Raw genomic sequence first — 16,298 nt, forward strand, 5'->3', positions numbered from 1 at the left:
CGCACTGGCGCTTTTTTCTGCAATCAGCGTGCCGCATGTAAATTGCACTTGCAGAGGTATGCGCCATTGGTTAGTATTCACACCCGCTTCTGATGGGTGATGAAGAAACTCCCCGTCAAATTGGTTGAAGCTTTAACTGTGCGGATTACGCGCAAGGAAACAGGTTGATTATGTACGAAGCTCTGTTAGTTGTTTTCCTTATTGTAGCAATTGGCCTAGTAGGTCTTATCATGCTGCAGCAAGGCAAAGGCGCTGATATGGGTGCATCATTCGGTGCAGGCGCGTCAGGTACGCTGTTCGGTTCAACAGGGTCAGGTAATTTCATGACTCGTATGACCGCCGTACTGGCTACGCTGTTTTTCGTCATCAGCTTGATTCTGGGTAACCTGAACAGTAATAAAACAGCCAAAGGAAGTGAGTGGGATAACCTCACTGCGCCAGCTCAGTCTCAACAGCAGACTCAGCCAGCTAAACCGGTTACGCCGGGCAACGATATCCCGCATTAATAGCGTTAAGCGTCATAAGCGGCAGTTCAGCGTCGCAGTCAGTGCAGTACCGAGGTGGTGAAATTGGTAGACACGCTACCTTGAGGTGGTAGTGCTCGAAAGGGCTTACGGGTTCAAGTCCCGTCCTCGGTACCAAATCTTAGTTAGACTTGCATTTTATGCATGATCGGCGTAACATTCGCCACGTTTTCGGACGCGGGGTGGAGCAGCCTGGTAGCTCGTCGGGCTCATAACCCGAAGGTCGTCGGTTCAAATCCGGCCCCCGCAACCACTTTCCCTTAGAGTTCTTTTTCAAATATACTGTATGCATCGACGGGCGCATTAGCAGCGAATTTTGAAAAAAATTCTTTTGGATGGGCGTCCGGGCCGCAATGCGGCATACAGGGTCCAGTGATAAAAAGCCCCGACTATTCGGGGTTTTTTGTTATTAGCGAATCGTAATACTGGGCTATAGGCCCTTTTTTTATGTCTTGGGGGTGGGCTTGTCCACATTAGAGCAAAAATTGACAGAGTTGGTATCTGCTCCGGTAGAAGCGCTCGGCTACGAACTGGTCGGAATTGAATTCGTTCGTGGTCGCACATCAACCCTGCGCATCTATATTGACAGTGAAGATGGCATCAATGTTGACGATTGCGCGGACGTCAGCCACCAGGTGAGTGCCGTGATGGATGTGGAAGATCCCATCACCGTCCCTTACCACCTTGAAGTGTCCTCACCGGGGCTCGACCGTCCTCTGTTCACTGCAGAACATTATGCACGCTTTACCGGCGATGAGGTGAGCCTGGTGCTGCGTATGGCCGTTCAAAACCGCCGTAAATGGCAGGGAATCATCAAGTCTGTAGAAGGCGAGATGATAACGGTAAACGTTGAGGGTAATGACGAGGTGTTCGCGCTGAGTAATATTCAGAAAGCGAACCTGGTCCCCCACTTTTAAAAGTCCGGATTGAGGCTAACCAGGATGAACAAAGAGATCTTAGCTGTTGTAGAAGCCGTTTCTAACGAAAAAGCCCTGCCGCGTGAGAAAATCTTCGAAGCGCTGGAGAGCGCGCTGGCGACTGCGACCAAGAAAAAGTACGAGCAGGAAATTGACGTCCGCGTCAGCATCGACCGCAGAAGTGGCGACTTTGATACGTTCCGCCGTTGGGAAATCGTAGAGCAGGTCACTCAGCCAACGCGTGAGATCACGCTGGATGCGGCTCGCTACGAAGATGAGTCCCTCAATCTGGGCGACTACGTTGAAGATCAGATTGAATCTGTCACCTTTGACCGCATTACTACCCAGACCGCAAAACAGGTTATCGTGCAAAAAGTACGTGAAGCCGAGCGCGCAATGGTCGTGGATCAGTTCCGTGAGCAGGAAGGCGAAATTATCACCGGCGTGGTGAAAAAAGTTAATCGTGACAATATTTCACTGGATCTGGGCAACAATGCTGAAGCGGTAATCCTGCGTGAGGATATGCTGCCGCGCGAAAACTTCCGCCCTGGTGACCGTATTCGTGGTGTTCTGTATGCCGTTCGCCCGGAAGCGCGTGGTGCACAGCTGTTTGTGACCCGCTCAAAGCCAGAAATGCTGATCGAACTGTTCCGCATTGAAGTACCAGAAATTGGCGAAGAAGTGCTTGAAATTAAAGCCGCAGCCCGCGATCCGGGTTCACGCGCTAAAATTGCAGTAAAAACGAACGACAAACGTATTGATCCGGTGGGTGCCTGCGTCGGTATGCGCGGTGCGCGTGTTCAGGCCGTGTCCAGTGAACTGGGCGGCGAGCGTATCGATATCGTGCTGTGGGACGACAACCCGGCACAGTTTGTTATTAACGCCATGGCTCCGGCTGATGTGGCGTCAATCGTGGTTGATGAAGACAACCACACGATGGATATCGCCGTTGAGGCTGGCAATCTGGCCCAGGCGATCGGCCGTAATGGCCAAAACGTGCGTCTGGCTTCACAGCTGAGTGGCTGGGAGCTGAACGTGATGACCGTCGATGATCTGCAGGCGAAGCATCAGGCTGAAGCCCATGCAGCGATCGATATGTTCACTAAACATCTCGACATCGACGAAGAGTTCGCCACCATTCTGGTGGAAGAGGGCTTCTCATCGTTGGAAGAACTGGCCTATGTGCCAATTAACGAGCTGTTGGAAATCGACGGCCTCGACGAAGAGACCATTGAAGCCCTGCGTGAACGAGCAAAAAATGCGTTAACCACCCTGGCACTGGCTAAAGAAGAGAGCCTGGGGAATCAGGAACCTGCAGAAGACCTCTTGAATCTTGAGGGTCTGGATCGTGCACTGGCTTTCCGCCTGGCATCCAAAGGCGTTTGCACGCTGGAAGACCTTGCTGAGCAAGGTGTTGACGATCTGACTGATATTGAAGGGCTGACTGATGAGCAAGCTGGCGCGCTGATTATGGCCGCACGCAATATCTGCTGGTTCGGCGATGACGCGTAATAACAGGAAGGAACAGCATGACAGATGTAACCGTAAAATCGCTGGCAGCAGAAATTCAGACTTCGGTCGATCGCCTGGTACAGCAGTTTGCTGATGCGGGGATCCCAAAGTCTGAAAATGATGCGGTGACCCAGCATGAGAAAGAAACCTTACTGTCTCACCTGAAGCATGGTCAGGCCGGTTCAGGCAAACTGACCCTGCAGCGCAAAACGCGTAGTACCTTGAATATTCCTGGCACCGGGGGTAAAAGTAAATCGGTGCAAATCGAAGTCCGCAAAAAGCGCACGTATGTAAAAGGTGATGCAGAGTCTGAGCAAGCTCAGGCAGAAGCAGAAGCCGAGGCGCAGCGTGAAGCGGAAGAGCAGGCGCAACGCGAGGCCGCTGAACAGGCGCGTCGTGAAGCGGAACAAAAAGCGCAACGTGAAGCCGAAGAGAAAGCCAGGCGCGAAGCCGCTGAAAAGGCTAAGCGTGCAGCAGCGGAAAATGAGAAAGTGACTAATCAACCTACCGACGAAGTGACCAAGGCCGCCCAGTCCGATAAAGCACGTCGTGAAGCTGAAGCCGCTGAACTGAAGCGTAAAGCGGAAGAAGAAGCGCGTCGTAAGCTGGAAGAGGCTGCCCGCCTCGCCGCGGAAGAAGCCCGCCGTTTAGCCGAAGAAAAAGCGGCTGAATGGGAAAAGCCTGAAGAAGAGGATAAGGGCGACTATCACGTCACCACCTCAACACATGCCCGTCAGGCCGAAGACGAGAACGATCGTCAGGTCGAAGCGGGTCGTGCCCGCACGCGCAGCGCTAAAGCCGCGCGTCCGGTGAAAAAAGGCAACAAGCATTCAGAAGCCAAAACCGACCGCGAAGAAGCCCGTGCGCAGGTTCGTGGTGGTAAAGGTGGTAAGCATCGTAAGCCAAGCGCTCTGCAGCAGGGCTTCAACAAGCCAGCACAGGCGGTTAACCGCGATGTGGTGATTGGCGAAACCATCACCGTTGCTGAACTGGCTAACAAAATGGCCGTTAAAGGTTCACTGGTCATCAAAGCGATGATGAAAATGGGCGCTATGGCGACCATCAACCAGGTTATCGACCAGGAAACCGCACAGCTGGTTGCCGAAGAAATGGGCCACAAGGTGACCCTTCGTCGTGAAAACGAGCTGGAAGAAGCGGTAATGGACGATCGTGATACCGATGCAGCGCAGGAAGCGCGTGCGCCGGTCGTGACCATTATGGGCCACGTTGACCACGGTAAAACCTCACTGCTGGATTATATCCGCTCGACCAAAATCGCCTCTGGCGAAGCGGGCGGGATTACACAGCACATCGGTGCATACCACGTCGAAACCGACAACGGTATGATCACCTTCCTGGATACCCCGGGCCACGCCGCGTTTACCGCGATGCGTGCACGTGGTGCGCAGGCAACGGATATCGTTATCCTTGTGGTGGCGGCAGATGATGGTGTGATGCCACAAACCATCGAAGCGATTCAGCACGCCAAAGCCGCGAAAGTGCCGGTTGTGGTTGCTGTCAACAAGTGCGATAAGCCAGAAGCCGATCCGGATCGTGTTAAAAATGAACTGACACAGTACGGCATCATTCCGGAAGAGTGGGGCGGCGAAAACATGTTCGTCAACGTCTCTGCGAAAGCGGGTACCGGTATTGACGATCTGCTGAACGCGATTCTGCTGCAAGCAGAAGTGCTTGAGCTGACGGCCATTCGTGCCGGTATGGCCAGCGGCGTTGTGATCGAATCGTTCCTCGACAAAGGTCGTGGTCCGGTTGCGACCGTTCTGGTACGCGAAGGCACGCTGAACAAAGGCGATATCGTTCTGTGTGGCTTCGAATACGGCCGTGTTCGTGCAATGCGTGACGAACTGGGACGTGAAGTCATGGAAGCGGGCCCGTCTATCCCGGTTGAGATCCTCGGCTTGTCCGGTGTTCCGGCGGCAGGTGATGAAGCGACCGTGGTGCGTGACGAGAAGAAAGCCCGTGAAGTGGCACTTTATCGTCAGGGCAAATTCCGCGAAGTGAAACTGGCACGTCAGCAGAAATCTAAGCTGGAAAACATGTTTGCTAACATGACCGAAGGCGAAGTATCTGAACTGAACATCGTGCTGAAAGCCGACGTTCAGGGCTCTGTGGAAGCGATCTCCGACTCCCTGCTCAAACTCTCCACCGACGAAGTGAAGGTGAAGATTGTGGGTTCAGGCGTAGGTGGTATCACCGAAACCGACGCGACGCTGGCAGCCGCATCTAACGCGATTATCCTTGGCTTTAACGTCCGTGCGGACGCATCTGCGCGTCGCGTCATCGACGCTGAAAGCCTGGATCTGCGTTACTACTCCGTCATCTATAACCTGATTGACGAAGTGAAAGCCGCAATGAGCGGTATGCTGGCACCAGAGTACAAACAGCAGATCATCGGTCTGGCTGAAGTGCGTGACGTGTTCAAATCACCGAAATTTGGTGCTATCGCAGGTTGTATGGTGACGGAAGGTAACATCAAGCGTCACAACCCAATCCGCGTCCTGCGCGATAACGTGGTGATCTACGAAGGTGAGCTTGAATCACTGCGTCGCTTTAAAGATGACGTTAACGAAGTGCGTAACGGCATGGAGTGCGGTATCGGCGTGAAGAACTATAATGACGTTCGTGTCGGCGATATGATCGAAGTCTTCGAAGTGATTGAAGTTAAACGCACCATCGCTTAAGTCCTGGCGTTGATGATGCAATTTGGGAGGCCGCTGGCCTCCCGAATTATTTGGGAGAAATAAAAATGGCGAAAGAATTTGGCCGTCCGCAGCGTGTATCACAGGAGCTGCAAAAAGAGATTGCGATGATTCTGCAGCGTGAGATTAAAGATCCACGCCTTGGCATGATGGTGACCGTTTCGGGTGTTGAGGTATCACGTGACCTCGCTTACGCCAAAGTGTTTGTGACATTCCTCAACGATCAAGATGAAGAAGCCGTAAAAAATGGCCTGAAAGCGTTGAAAGAAGCCTCGGGTTATATCCGTACGCTGCTGGGTAAAGCCATGCGCCTGCGTATCGTGCCTGAACTGACCTTCTTCTACGATAACTCGTTGATTGAAGGGATGCGCATGTCCAACCTCGTGACTAACGTGGTGAAAAAAGACGTTGAGCGTCGTGGTCCAGAAACCACGGATGATGACGAGGAGGCGTAATGAGTCGTCCTCGTCGTCGCGGTCGCGACGTCCATGGCGTTTTGTTGCTGGATAAGCCACAAGGCATGTCGTCTAACGATGTTCTGCAGAAGGTGAAGCGCATTTTTAACGCTAACCGTGCAGGACACACCGGTGCACTTGATCCGCTGGCAACCGGCATGTTGCCGATCTGTCTGGGTGAAGCCACCAAGTTCTCGCAGTATCTGCTGGATTCCGATAAGCGTTATCGCGTGATTGCCCGGTTAGGTGAACGTACCGATACCTCCGATGCGGACGGGAACCGGGTACAAACCCGTCCCGTGACCTTTACCCAGGCCGATCTGGATACCGCACTGGACAGTTTTCGTGGTGACATTATGCAGGTGCCGTCGATGTTTTCAGCATTGAAACATCAGGGCCGGAAACTGTATGAATATGCCCGCGAAGGCATCACTATCGAACGTGAGCCCCGGCCGATCACCGTGTATGACTTGCAGTTTATTCGCTGGCAGGGCAGTGAGCTTGAGCTGGAAATTCACTGCTCTAAAGGTACGTACATCCGTACCATTATTGACGATTTGGGTGAAAAGCTGGGCTGCGGTGCGCATGTCATCATGCTGCGTCGTTTGCAGGTAGCACGCTATCCCTTCGAAAGAATGGTCACGCTGGAGCAGCTTCAGGCGTTGCAGGCAGAGGCGAACGCCTCAGGCGACGATCTGGCGTTACAGCTCGATCCTCTGCTGCTGCCCATGGACAGTCCGGCTGCGGATTTTCCTGCGGTCAACCTGTCAGCGGATGTGGCGGCCTACTTTAAACAGGGCCAGCCGGTGCATGCAAGTCAGGCACCTGACCAGGGGCTGGTTCGGGTCACCGAAGGTGAAACACGCAAGTTTATCGGTATGGCAGAAGTGGCCGACGATGGCCGGATTGCTCCACGCCGTTTAGTGGTTGAGTATCAGAATTAAGTTGTGCGCTTTTCATTAAGGGCATTTGCGTTGCCTTCTGGCGAAGAGTAGAATAGCGCGGCTTTAAAGCGGGATGCTGAATTAGAGATCGGCGCCCATACATTCATTTAACTGGAGTTTATTATGTCTCTAAGCGTAGAAGCTAAAGCAGAGATCGTTGCTAAATATGGTCGTGGTGCTAACGACAGCGGTTCAACTGAAGTTCAGGTTGCACTGTTGACCGCGCAGATCAGCCATCTGCAGGGCCACTTCTCTGAGCACAAAAAAGACCACCACAGCCGCCGCGGTCTGCTGCGCATGGTATCTCAGCGTCGTAAGCTGCTGGACTACCTGAAGCGTAAAGACGTTGCACGCTACAGCAGCCTGATCGAAAGCCTCGGTCTGCGTCGCTAAGTCTTAAAATCGGATCGTCTGGGATGCCACAAATGTGTGCTAAAACCCCTTTGGCGATCAGATTTGTGCGAGTTTCATGAAAAGGGGGCCTTTATGGCCCCTTTTTTCAAGCAATGCGCAGCAATCCTGAGCAAACTCATGTATTGTTGTTGGGTGTGATCTTTGTTTGCAGAGGTTCGCGCGGCTAATGAGAGGCTTTACCGCAGGGGCGGTTAAGGGTTGTCATTAGTCGCGAGGATGCAACGGAGATCGGTAATTAATGGCAGGCTCAAGATAGCACTGCCCCGATGTTAAGGACTTTGATTTTGCTTAATCCGATCGTACGCAAATTCCAATATGGTCAACATACCGTCACGCTGGAAACCGGCATGATGGCTCGCCAGGCGACTGCCGCCGTTATGGTGAGCATGGATGACACCGCTGTTTTTGTCACCGTTGTTGGCCAGAAAAAAACCAAACCAGGCCAGGACTTCTTCCCACTGACCGTTAACTATCAGGAGCGTACTTACGCTGCTGGTCGTATCCCGGGCAGCTTCTTCCGTCGCGAAGGTCGTCCAAGCGAAGGTGAAACGCTGATTTCACGTCTGATTGACCGTCCGGTGCGTCCTCTGTTCCCGGAAGGGTTCGTTAACGAAGTTCAGGTGATTGCGACCGTTGTTTCGGTCAACCCACAGGTTCACCCAGACATCGTTGCGATGATCGGTGCCTCTGCCGCGCTGGCGCTGTCGGGTCTGCCTTTCAATGGCCCAATCGGTGCGGCGCGTGTGGGTTATATCAATGACCAGTACGTACTGAACCCAACGGCTGACGAACTGAAAACGTCACGTCTGGATCTGGTGGTTGCTGGTACGCAGAACGCCGTTCTGATGGTGGAATCTGAAGCAGAAATCCTGTCTGAAGAACAAATGCTGGGTGCTGTGGTGTTCGGCCACGATCAGCAGCAGGTGGTGATTGAAAACATTAATGCACTGGTCGCTGAAGCGGGCAAACCGCGTTGGGACTGGCAGCCAGAAGCGGCCAATACCGCACTGATTTCACGTGTCGCGGCCCTGGCTGAAGCGCGTATCAGCGATGCGTACCGTATCACTGACAAGCAAGCGCGTTATGCCCAGGTTGACGCCATCAAAGACGAAACCATCGCGGCGCTGCTGGCGGAAGACGAATCCCTGGATGCGGCTGAAATCGGTGATATCGTGCACAGCCTGGAGAAGACGGTTGTTCGTACCCGTATTCTGAACGGCGAGCCGCGTATCGATGGCCGTGAAAAAGACATGATTCGTGGTCTGGACGTGCGGACCGGCGTACTGCCGCGTACCCATGGTTCAGCCCTGTTCACCCGTGGTGAAACACAGGCGCTGGTGACCGCAACGCTGGGTACCACCCGCGATGCGCAGAACCTGGATGAACTGATGGGTGAGCGTACCGACAGCTTCCTGTTCCACTACAACTTCCCTCCCTACTCAGTAGGTGAAACCGGTATGGTGGGCTCGCCTAAGCGTCGTGAAATTGGTCACGGTCGTCTGGCGAAGCGCGGCGTGTTGGCCGTAATGCCAAAAGTGGAAGATTTCCCTTACACCGTTCGTGTCGTGTCTGAAATCACTGAATCAAACGGTTCATCTTCTATGGCTTCCGTCTGTGGTGCTTCTCTGGCGCTGATGGACGCGGGCGTACCTATTAAAGCGTCTGTTGCCGGTATCGCGATGGGCCTGGTAAAAGAAGACGACAAATTTGTTGTTCTGTCTGACATTCTGGGTGATGAAGATCACCTGGGTGATATGGACTTCAAAGTGGCGGGTAGCCGTGACGGTATCACCGCGCTGCAGATGGACATCAAAATTGAAGGCATCACCCGCGAGATCATGCAGGTAGCGCTGAATCAGGCCAAAGGTGCACGTCTGCACATTCTGGGCGTGATGGAGCAGGCTATCAGCACGCCGCGTCAGGAAATCTCTGAGTTCGCACCGCGCATTTACACCATCAAGATCAGTTCAGATAAGATCAAAGATGTGATCGGTAAAGGCGGTTCTGTTATCCGTGCGCTGACCGAAGAAACCGGCACCACCATCGAAATCGAAGATGACGGTACGGTGAAAATCGCGGCAACTGATGGCCTGAAAGCGAAAGAAGCGATTCGTCGCATCGAAGAGATCACCGCTGAAATCGAAGTGGGCCGCATTTACAGCGGTAAAGTCACGCGCATTGTCGATTTCGGTGCTTTCGTTGCTATCGGCGGCGGCAAAGAAGGTCTGGTGCATATTTCACAAATCGCTGATAAGCGCGTTGAGAAAGTGACGGATTATCTGCAGATGGGTCAGGAAGTACCGGTGAAGGTGATGGAAGTGGATCGCCAGGGCCGTGTCCGTCTGAGCATCAAAGAAGCGACAGAAACCAAGCCTGAGGCTGTTGCAGCTGAGAGCGCACCTGACGCTGAATAAGTCTTTCCTGATTTGCCTCTCCTTGCCTGGCAGGGGGAGGCTTTTGTGTCATCGCGAGGGCAGGAATCCTTGTGCACAGCAGGCGGATAACAGGACGGTTGTCCCAATGTTTGTATTCGGGAGTGGGAAATGAAGCCTTTTTTGCGCTGGTGTTTTGTTGCGACAGCTTTGACGCTGGCAGGATGCAGCAACTCCAATTGGCGTAAGAACGAAGTTCTTGCAGTACCTTTACAGCCCACACTGCAGCAGGAAGTGATTCTGGCTCGCATGGAACAAATTCTTGCCAGTCGAGCCCTTACCGATGATGAACGCGCACAGCTGTTATATGAGCGCGGAGTGTTGTATGATAGTCTGGGTCTGAGGGCATTAGCGCGGAACGATTTTTCGCAAGCGCTGTCTATAAGACCTGATATGCCAGAAGTGTTTAACTATCTTGGTATATACTTAACGCAGGCGGGCAACTATGATGCCGCCTATGAAGCTTTTGATTCTGTACTTGAGCTTGATCCAACTTACAACTATGCGCATTTAAATCGTGGTATCGCCCTCTATTACGGTGGTCGATACAAGTTAGCGCAAGATGATCTGCTGGCGTTTTATCAAGACGATCCTAACGATCCTTTCCGTAGCTTGTGGCTCTATCTTGTTGAAAGCAAGATGGACGCAGCCAAAGCAAAAGTGGCGCTTAAACAGCGTTACGACAAAGCGGTTAAGGACCAATGGGGATGGAATATTGTCGAGTTCTACCTGGGCGACATCAGCGAAGCAACACTGATGGAACGTCTCAAGGCGGACGCAACGGATAACACCTCGCTCGCTGAACATCTCAGTGAAACCAACTTCTATTTAGGTAAGTATTACCTAAGTCTGGGGGAGAAGGACAACGCAGAAGCGTTGTTCAAACTGGCGGTCGCCAACAACGTGAATAACTTTGTTGAACACCGATACGCATTGTTGGAACTGGCGCTACTCGGCCAGGCACAAGACGATTTATCAGAATCTGACCAGCAATAGCTGACGAACTTTTTTGCCTGTAAACCTGTCAAGTCATCATCTTCAGGGATGAGGGCTTTTCTGTTCGTCAAAACTTCTAATTTGAGCCGGTTCACACTTTTTGATGAAAATGACTGAAAGTTTTCACGACGAGTTATGTAGACTGGCCGCCGCAATCAACGAGGCACGTGTACTACATGACTGATATTCAAACCACTTTTGCAGACCTTGGCCTGAACGCCGACATCCTTGAATCACTGAACGGCATGGGCTACGTAAAGCCATCCCCAATCCAGGCTGAGTGTATTCCTCACCTGTTGGCGGGCCGTGACGTGTTAGGCATGGCGCAGACCGGGAGTGGTAAAACGGCAGCGTTCTCTCTGCCGCTGTTAAACAACATTGATCCGACTATTAAAGCACCGCAAATTTTGGTGCTGGCTCCGACCCGCGAACTGGCGGTTCAGGTTGCTGAAGCGATGACCGAATTCTCTAAGCACATGCGCGGTCTGAACGTAGTTGCCCTTTACGGCGGCCAGCGTTATGACGTGCAGCTGCGTGCTCTGCGCCAGGGACCCCAGGTTGTTGTGGGCACCCCAGGTCGTCTGCTGGATCACCTGAAGCGTGGCACGTTAGATCTGTCTAATCTGCGTGGTCTGGTGCTGGACGAAGCAGATGAAATGTTACGTATGGGCTTCATCGAGGACGTTGAAACCATCATGGCGCAGATCCCGGAAGGTCATCAGACCGCGCTGTTCTCTGCCACCATGCCAGAAGCGATTCGTCGCATCACCAAGCGTTTCATGAAAGATCCGCAGGAAGTGCGTATTCAGTCGAGCCTGACAACGCGTCCTGACATCAGCCAGAGCTACTGGACGGCTTACGGCCGTAAAACCGATGCACTGGTTCGCTTCCTGGAAGCAGAAGATTTTGATGCGGCGATCATCTTCGTTCGTACCAAAAATGCCACTCTGGAAGTCGCTGAAGCGCTGGAGCGTAGCGGTTACAACAGCGCGGCCCTGAACGGTGATATGAACCAGGCCCTGCGTGAGCAGACGCTGGAGCGTTTGAAAGATGGTCGTCTGGACATCCTGATCGCGACTGACGTTGCGGCCCGTGGCCTGGACGTTGAGCGTATCAGCCTGGTTGTTAACTACGATATCCCGATGGACGCCGAATCTTACGTTCACCGTATTGGCCGTACGGGTCGTGCGGGTCGTGCGGGGCGCGCACTGCTGTTCGTTGAGAACCGCGAGCGTCGTCTGCTGCGCAACATCGAACGCACCATGAAGCTGACTATTCCGGAAGTTGAGCTGCCAAACGCAGAGCTGCTGGGTCAGCGTCGTCTGGCTAAGTTTGCCGCGAAAGTTCAGCAGCAACTGGAAAGCAGCGATCTGGAACAGTACCGTGCACTGCTGACCAAAATGCAGCCTGAAGAAGAGCTGGATATCGAAACGCTGGCTGCCGCCCTGCTGAAAATGGCACAGGGTGAGCGTCCGCTGATCGTACCTGCTGACGCACCGCGTCCTCCGCGCCGCGAATTCCGTGAGCGTGACGATCGTCGCGACAGCCGTGGTCCACGTGACAGCCGTGATGGCGATCGTCCACGTCGTGAGCGTCGCGATGTTGGCGACATGCAGCTGTATCGCATTGAAGTGGGCCGTGATGACGGTGTTGAAGTTCGTCACATCGTTGGCGCGATTGCTAACGAAGGCGACATCAGCAGCCGTTACATCGGTAACATCAAACTGTTTGGTACGCACTCGACGATCGAACTGCCGAAAGGCATGCCGGGCGATGTCCTGCAGCACTTTACCCGTACGCGTATTCTCAACAAGCCGATGAATATGCAACTGCTGGGTGATGCACAGCCGCATGAAGGTGGCCGTGGTGAGCGTCGTTCAGGTTCTGGCGAGCGTCGTGGTCCTCGTCCTGAAGGTCAGGGCCGTCGTTTCTCTTCTGAGCGCCGTGAAGGTGGTCGTGAAGGTGGACGCAGCTTTAACCGTGAAGGCGGTCGTGGTCCACGTCGTGAAGACGGTGCTGCTGCACCTCGTCGTCGTGACGCATAAGCGAGACGATTTCGCATGATAAAAAGGGAAGCCTGCGGGCTTCCCTTTTTTTTGCCCTTGCGGTAAATCCATGTCAGGGCAGACCGGCTGAGACAGCGGGGAAGCAAGATAAGTAAAGGGAAGCCAGCAGGCTTCCCTTTTTGTCTTTGTCTTTTACCTGGCGCGAAACAGAACGAGGCGTTTACAGCCCGCGTGCCGCCTCCATCGCCAGCTTAAAGGAGTGCAGACGTGCATCGGTATCGTAAATCTGACCGTTAACCATGATCTCATCGGCCTGCGTTTCACGCAGCAGCGAGGCCAGACCGTGACGCACTTTATCCACGTCCCCGACCAGCGACATGCTCAGAGCCTGCTGGACGCCATACTGTTCTGACGGCGACCAGAGACTGTCCATGTTCTGCACCGGGGCAGGTAACGGACCGGGCTTGCCGCGACGCAAATTAATAAACTGCTGCTGCATCGAGGTAAACAGAAAACGGGCGTCGCTTTCCGTGTCCGCCGCCACGATGTTAATGCAGACGGTAGCATAAGGTTCAGCAAGGCGCGCTGACGGTGTAAAGTTTTCACGATAAACATGCAGAGCCTGGAACAGCTGGTCCGGTGCGAAATGCGAGGCAAACGCAAACGGCAGCCCCATTTTGGCCGAGAGCTGGGCGCTGTACAGGCTGGAACCCAGTAACCAGACGGGAATTTTCATCCCTAAACCAGGTACCGGCTGAACAGGCGGCTGCGCGCCAGCTTCTGCATCAAACCAGTGAATCAGCTCGGCCACATCATCCGGAAACGTATCGGCCTGCATGCCTGACAGGTTGCGACGTAAAGCCAGCATCGTGCGCTGATCCGATCCTGGCGCACGGCCTAATCCCAGATCGATGCGATCGGGATACAGCGATGCCAGGGTGCCGAACTGTTCTGCGATCACCAGCGGCGCGTGATTGGGCAACATAATGCCGCCAGAGCCCAGACGCAGCGTCGTGGTGTTTGCGGCCAGATAGCCGATTAACACGGCTGTGGCGGCGCTGGCGATGCCGGTCATATTATGGTGCTCAGCTAACCAGTAACGTTCAAATCCCAGAGCTTCGGCCTGACGTGCCAGCGCAAGTGAATTCTGAAACGCATCACGTGGCGTAGCGCCCTGAGGAACAGGGGCAAGATCGAGTACAGAGAGGCGAACGTTTTTTTTCTCAGACATGGGTACTCCAGAGGTTATAGCGCAGGTTTCATACCCTGCACTATTAAGTATTGCGCAACATTCGCTATATTAAAACGCTTTACGCCCACTCTCTGTTGCCTGTATGTGCGTTTCAGTCGGTGGTCTGTAAAACCATCCCCGGCAGTTTACGCCAGTAGCCATTGCAGTCCCGGTTTTTCTCGATCGCTAACGGGGCCTGGCCCGCTTCGTTGTCGCGAAAACGGTCAACAAGGCTTAAGGTTTCCTCGCTTTGTGGTGAAAGTCGCACAATATCGACACAATTGTGCATGCTTACCAGATCGTTGCCCAGGTTGTAACAGTAGCCACTCAGCGTCTGAATACCGTTCAGAACGAAAACCTGTTGTTGCTCCTGCGAAAGCACCCTGCGTCCGTTCGGATAATGACGGCAGCAGGTTTCGCAGTCATCTTTAGCGCGATTCTCCGAGCGGGCCGTAAAGCATCGCGCTGACAGGGCTAGCGGTAAATGCCCATAGGCCAGCACCTCGACTTCAAACTGTTCGCGAATACCGCGCGTTTCGCACTGCGCCAGCAGAGGTAACAGCCAGTCTCGTGGCATTTCAACGGGCAGGCACCAGCGCGTCATACCTTCTTTCACCAGCAGATGTAAGGTGTCAGCGTTATAAACGTTCAGGGTAGGACCGGCGACAAAGGGCAGCTTGCGCTCCGCCGCCATGTTGACCGTCCCCATGTCGTTGGCCTCGATAAGAAACTCGCCATTTTCGACATAACGCTGTAACTCTTTCAGTTCGGATGGAGATTGCAGCAGCGCCAGCGTGCTCACGACAACCTGCTTGCCGCTGGCAGCCAGCTCACGTGCTAAATCCATCCAGGCGGCAAACGAGGTTGCGCGGCGCTTGCTGCATACGGTTTCGCCCAGGTAAATGATGTCGGCACTGCTTTGAGCGGCGAGATGGTAAAAGTGTTGCAGTGTGTCGCCAGGCCAGTACCACAGCACCGGGCCAAGGGAATATTTCATGCTGCCTCCTTATTGCCAGTCACGATGGTAAGCACCTAACGTGGTTTGCGTTCCTTCAGACAGCGCCCCTAATGTCTGCATCCATTTCTCGCTGACATCAAAGCTATCCGGCGCGGCCTGACAGCGATTGATCGCCTGACGCCAGACGCGCGCCACCTCAGAAATATAGGCGGGGCTGCGCTGGCGGCCTTCAATCTTCACTGAGGCAATGCCCGCCCGCAGCAGCTCAGGCAGCAGTTCCAGGGTATTCAGGCTGGTGGGCTCTTCCAGCACGTGGTAGCGCTGTTCGTCAATCTCGTAACGCCCTTTACACAGGGTGGGATAACCCGCGCTTTCATCCGCACCGTAACGGTCAACCAATACGTCATTCAGGCGCACCTCCATTCCGGCAGGCGTTTGCTGCCAGCGCACAAACTTCGCCGGCGAGCAGGCACCTTTGCTGTTTGGCGATTCCCCTGTGAGCCAGGAGGACAGGTAGCAGCGACCTTCGGCCATAATACACAGGCTGCCAAAGGCAAATACTTCCAGCGGGACTGGCGAACTGCGCGCCAGTTGTTTTACCTGATGGAGGGATAAAACACGGGGCAGCACTACGCGATGCAAAGTGAAATGACGGTGATAAAAACGGATGGCTTCCAGATTGGTGGCCGAGGCCTGAACGGACAAATGTCGCTCTATGTGTGGATAGCGTTCGCGGGCATAGGCCAGCGTGGCGATATCGGCCAGTATCAGCGCATCCGCTCCACAGTCCGCCGCCACATCAATGGCCCGCTGCCAGCGATGCACGCTATCAGGGTGTGCAAAGGTATTAATGGCAACGTGCAGTTTGCGACGATGCTGATGTAAGTAACAGGCTGCTTCACGTAATTTCTTATCCGTAAAGTTTAGCCCGGCAAAATGACGCGCATTGGTATCGTCTTTTAGCCCGACATAGACCGCATCGGCCCCATTCTCAACGGCGGCGCGCAGGGCTGGCAGGCTCCCGGCCGGACACAGCAACTCCATACCCAATCCTCTCGACATACAGATGGAGCCCGAGTCTAGTCATGCCGCGTTGCGCAAATCTTGATTTGGGGCAGTGAAAGCCGTTTTGATGCGTGAGGCTGGCGTATTTTTAATCGGTCAGCTGTTGGTTTTATTGATCTCACCG

The 16,298-nt window shown here is 53.9% G+C and carries 14 protein-coding genes and 2 tRNA genes; 13 read left to right on the top strand and 3 right to left on the bottom strand.

Features of this window, described 5'->3' with window-relative positions:
- The first annotated feature begins 170 nt into the window (after window positions 1-170).
- The 13 genes from secG (at window position 171) to C1N64_RS05190 (ending at window position 12,959) form a co-directional block, all read left to right on the top strand.
- Window positions 171-506 carry a preprotein translocase subunit SecG gene (secG, locus tag C1N64_RS05130; RefSeq protein ID WP_394515295.1) on the top strand — a complete coding sequence of 112 codons (336 nt, stop codon included), beginning with the start codon at window positions 171-173 and terminating at the stop codon, window positions 504-506.
- A 48-nt stretch (window positions 507-554) separates the two neighbouring features.
- Window positions 555-641: transfer RNA gene (locus tag C1N64_RS05135), tRNA-Leu, on the top strand.
- Window positions 642-700: 59 nt separating this feature from the next.
- Window positions 701-777, top strand: a tRNA-Met gene (locus tag C1N64_RS05140).
- 211 nt (window positions 778-988) lie between these two features.
- A complete protein-coding gene (gene rimP / locus C1N64_RS05145) occupies window positions 989-1,441 on the top strand; it encodes a ribosome maturation factor RimP (RefSeq protein ID WP_006121761.1) in 453 nt (150 codons plus the stop codon).
- Between the two features lie 24 nt (window positions 1,442-1,465).
- On the top strand, window positions 1,466-2,953 hold the full coding sequence (gene nusA, locus C1N64_RS05150) for a transcription termination factor NusA (protein WP_006121762.1): 1,488 nt from the start codon (window positions 1,466-1,468) through the stop codon (window positions 2,951-2,953).
- A gap of 17 nt (window positions 2,954-2,970) precedes the next feature.
- On the top strand, window positions 2,971-5,655 hold the full coding sequence (infB, locus tag C1N64_RS05155) for a translation initiation factor IF-2 (RefSeq protein WP_028723648.1): 2,685 nt from the start codon (window positions 2,971-2,973) through the stop codon (window positions 5,653-5,655).
- A gap of 65 nt (window positions 5,656-5,720) precedes the next feature.
- Window positions 5,721-6,128, top strand: a complete 408-nt coding sequence (gene rbfA, locus C1N64_RS05160) for a 30S ribosome-binding factor RbfA (RefSeq protein WP_006121764.1) — start codon at window positions 5,721-5,723, stop codon at window positions 6,126-6,128.
- A complete protein-coding gene (gene truB / locus C1N64_RS05165) occupies window positions 6,128-7,072 on the top strand; it encodes a tRNA pseudouridine(55) synthase TruB (RefSeq protein ID WP_006121765.1) in 945 nt (314 codons plus the stop codon). The genes rbfA and truB overlap by 1 nt, the downstream gene beginning before the upstream one ends.
- 123 nt (window positions 7,073-7,195) lie before the next feature.
- Window positions 7,196-7,465 (top strand): 30S ribosomal protein S15, encoded by a 270-nt coding sequence (gene rpsO, locus C1N64_RS05170; RefSeq protein WP_006121766.1) that lies wholly within the window; start codon window positions 7,196-7,198, stop codon window positions 7,463-7,465.
- 305 nt (window positions 7,466-7,770) lie between these two features.
- Window positions 7,771-9,900 (top strand): polyribonucleotide nucleotidyltransferase, encoded by a 2,130-nt coding sequence (gene pnp / locus C1N64_RS05175; protein ID WP_006121767.1) that lies wholly within the window; start codon window positions 7,771-7,773, stop codon window positions 9,898-9,900.
- A gap of 129 nt (window positions 9,901-10,029) precedes the next feature.
- Window positions 10,030-10,914, top strand: a complete 885-nt coding sequence (gene nlpI, locus C1N64_RS05180; protein WP_033739194.1) for a lipoprotein NlpI — start codon at window positions 10,030-10,032, stop codon at window positions 10,912-10,914.
- A 109-nt stretch (window positions 10,915-11,023) separates the two neighbouring features.
- Window positions 11,024-11,098 carry a protein YrbN gene (gene yrbN, locus C1N64_RS05185; RefSeq protein ID WP_226374622.1) on the top strand — a complete coding sequence of 25 codons (75 nt, stop codon included), beginning with the start codon at window positions 11,024-11,026 and terminating at the stop codon, window positions 11,096-11,098.
- Window positions 11,091-12,959: a DEAD/DEAH family ATP-dependent RNA helicase gene (locus tag C1N64_RS05190; RefSeq protein WP_058702613.1), complete on the top strand. Its 1,869-nt coding sequence runs from the start codon at window positions 11,091-11,093 to the stop codon at window positions 12,957-12,959. The genes yrbN and C1N64_RS05190 overlap by 8 nt, the downstream gene beginning before the upstream one ends.
- 181 nt (window positions 12,960-13,140) lie before the next feature.
- Here the strand turns inward: C1N64_RS05190 and C1N64_RS05195 are convergent, their stop codons facing one another.
- From C1N64_RS05195 to C1N64_RS05205, 3 genes are all read right to left on the bottom strand, one after another.
- Entirely contained in the window at window positions 13,141-14,151 is a 1,011-nt protein-coding gene (locus C1N64_RS05195) for a luciferase-like monooxygenase (protein WP_006121770.1), read from the bottom strand.
- A 112-nt stretch (window positions 14,152-14,263) separates the two neighbouring features.
- Complete coding sequence (locus C1N64_RS05200) at window positions 14,264-15,148, bottom strand: U32 family peptidase (protein ID WP_172913057.1); 885 nt, start codon at window positions 15,146-15,148, stop codon at window positions 14,264-14,266.
- 9 nt (window positions 15,149-15,157) lie between these two features.
- Window positions 15,158-16,153: a ubiquinone anaerobic biosynthesis protein UbiU gene (locus C1N64_RS05205; protein ID WP_054634597.1), complete on the bottom strand. Its 996-nt coding sequence runs from the start codon at window positions 16,151-16,153 to the stop codon at window positions 15,158-15,160.
- Between the last annotated feature and the right edge of the window lie 145 nt (window positions 16,154-16,298).

The sequence above is a fragment of the Pantoea sp. SGAir0215 genome, assembly GCF_043543215.1.

Coding starts and splice junctions, on each gene's coding strand:
- nlpI (WP_033739194.1), top strand. CDS start 10,030: ATGAAGCCTTTTTTGCGCTGGTGTTTTGTTGCGACAGCTTTGACGCTG.
- rbfA (WP_006121764.1), top strand. CDS start 5,721: ATGGCGAAAGAATTTGGCCGTCCGCAGCGTGTATCACAGGAGCTGCAA.
- C1N64_RS05205 (WP_054634597.1), bottom strand. CDS start 16,153: ATGGAGTTGCTGTGTCCGGCCGGGAGCCTGCCAGCCCTGCGCGCCGCC.
- nusA (WP_006121762.1), top strand. CDS start 1,466: ATGAACAAAGAGATCTTAGCTGTTGTAGAAGCCGTTTCTAACGAAAAA.
- rpsO (WP_006121766.1), top strand. CDS start 7,196: ATGTCTCTAAGCGTAGAAGCTAAAGCAGAGATCGTTGCTAAATATGGT.
- C1N64_RS05200 (WP_172913057.1), bottom strand. CDS start 15,148: ATGAAATATTCCCTTGGCCCGGTGCTGTGGTACTGGCCTGGCGACACA.
- secG (WP_394515295.1), top strand. CDS start 171: ATGTACGAAGCTCTGTTAGTTGTTTTCCTTATTGTAGCAATTGGCCTA.
- infB (WP_028723648.1), top strand. CDS start 2,971: ATGACAGATGTAACCGTAAAATCGCTGGCAGCAGAAATTCAGACTTCG.
- C1N64_RS05195 (WP_006121770.1), bottom strand. CDS start 14,151: ATGTCTGAGAAAAAAAACGTTCGCCTCTCTGTACTCGATCTTGCCCCT.
- truB (WP_006121765.1), top strand. CDS start 6,128: ATGAGTCGTCCTCGTCGTCGCGGTCGCGACGTCCATGGCGTTTTGTTG.
- C1N64_RS05190 (WP_058702613.1), top strand. CDS start 11,091: ATGACTGATATTCAAACCACTTTTGCAGACCTTGGCCTGAACGCCGAC.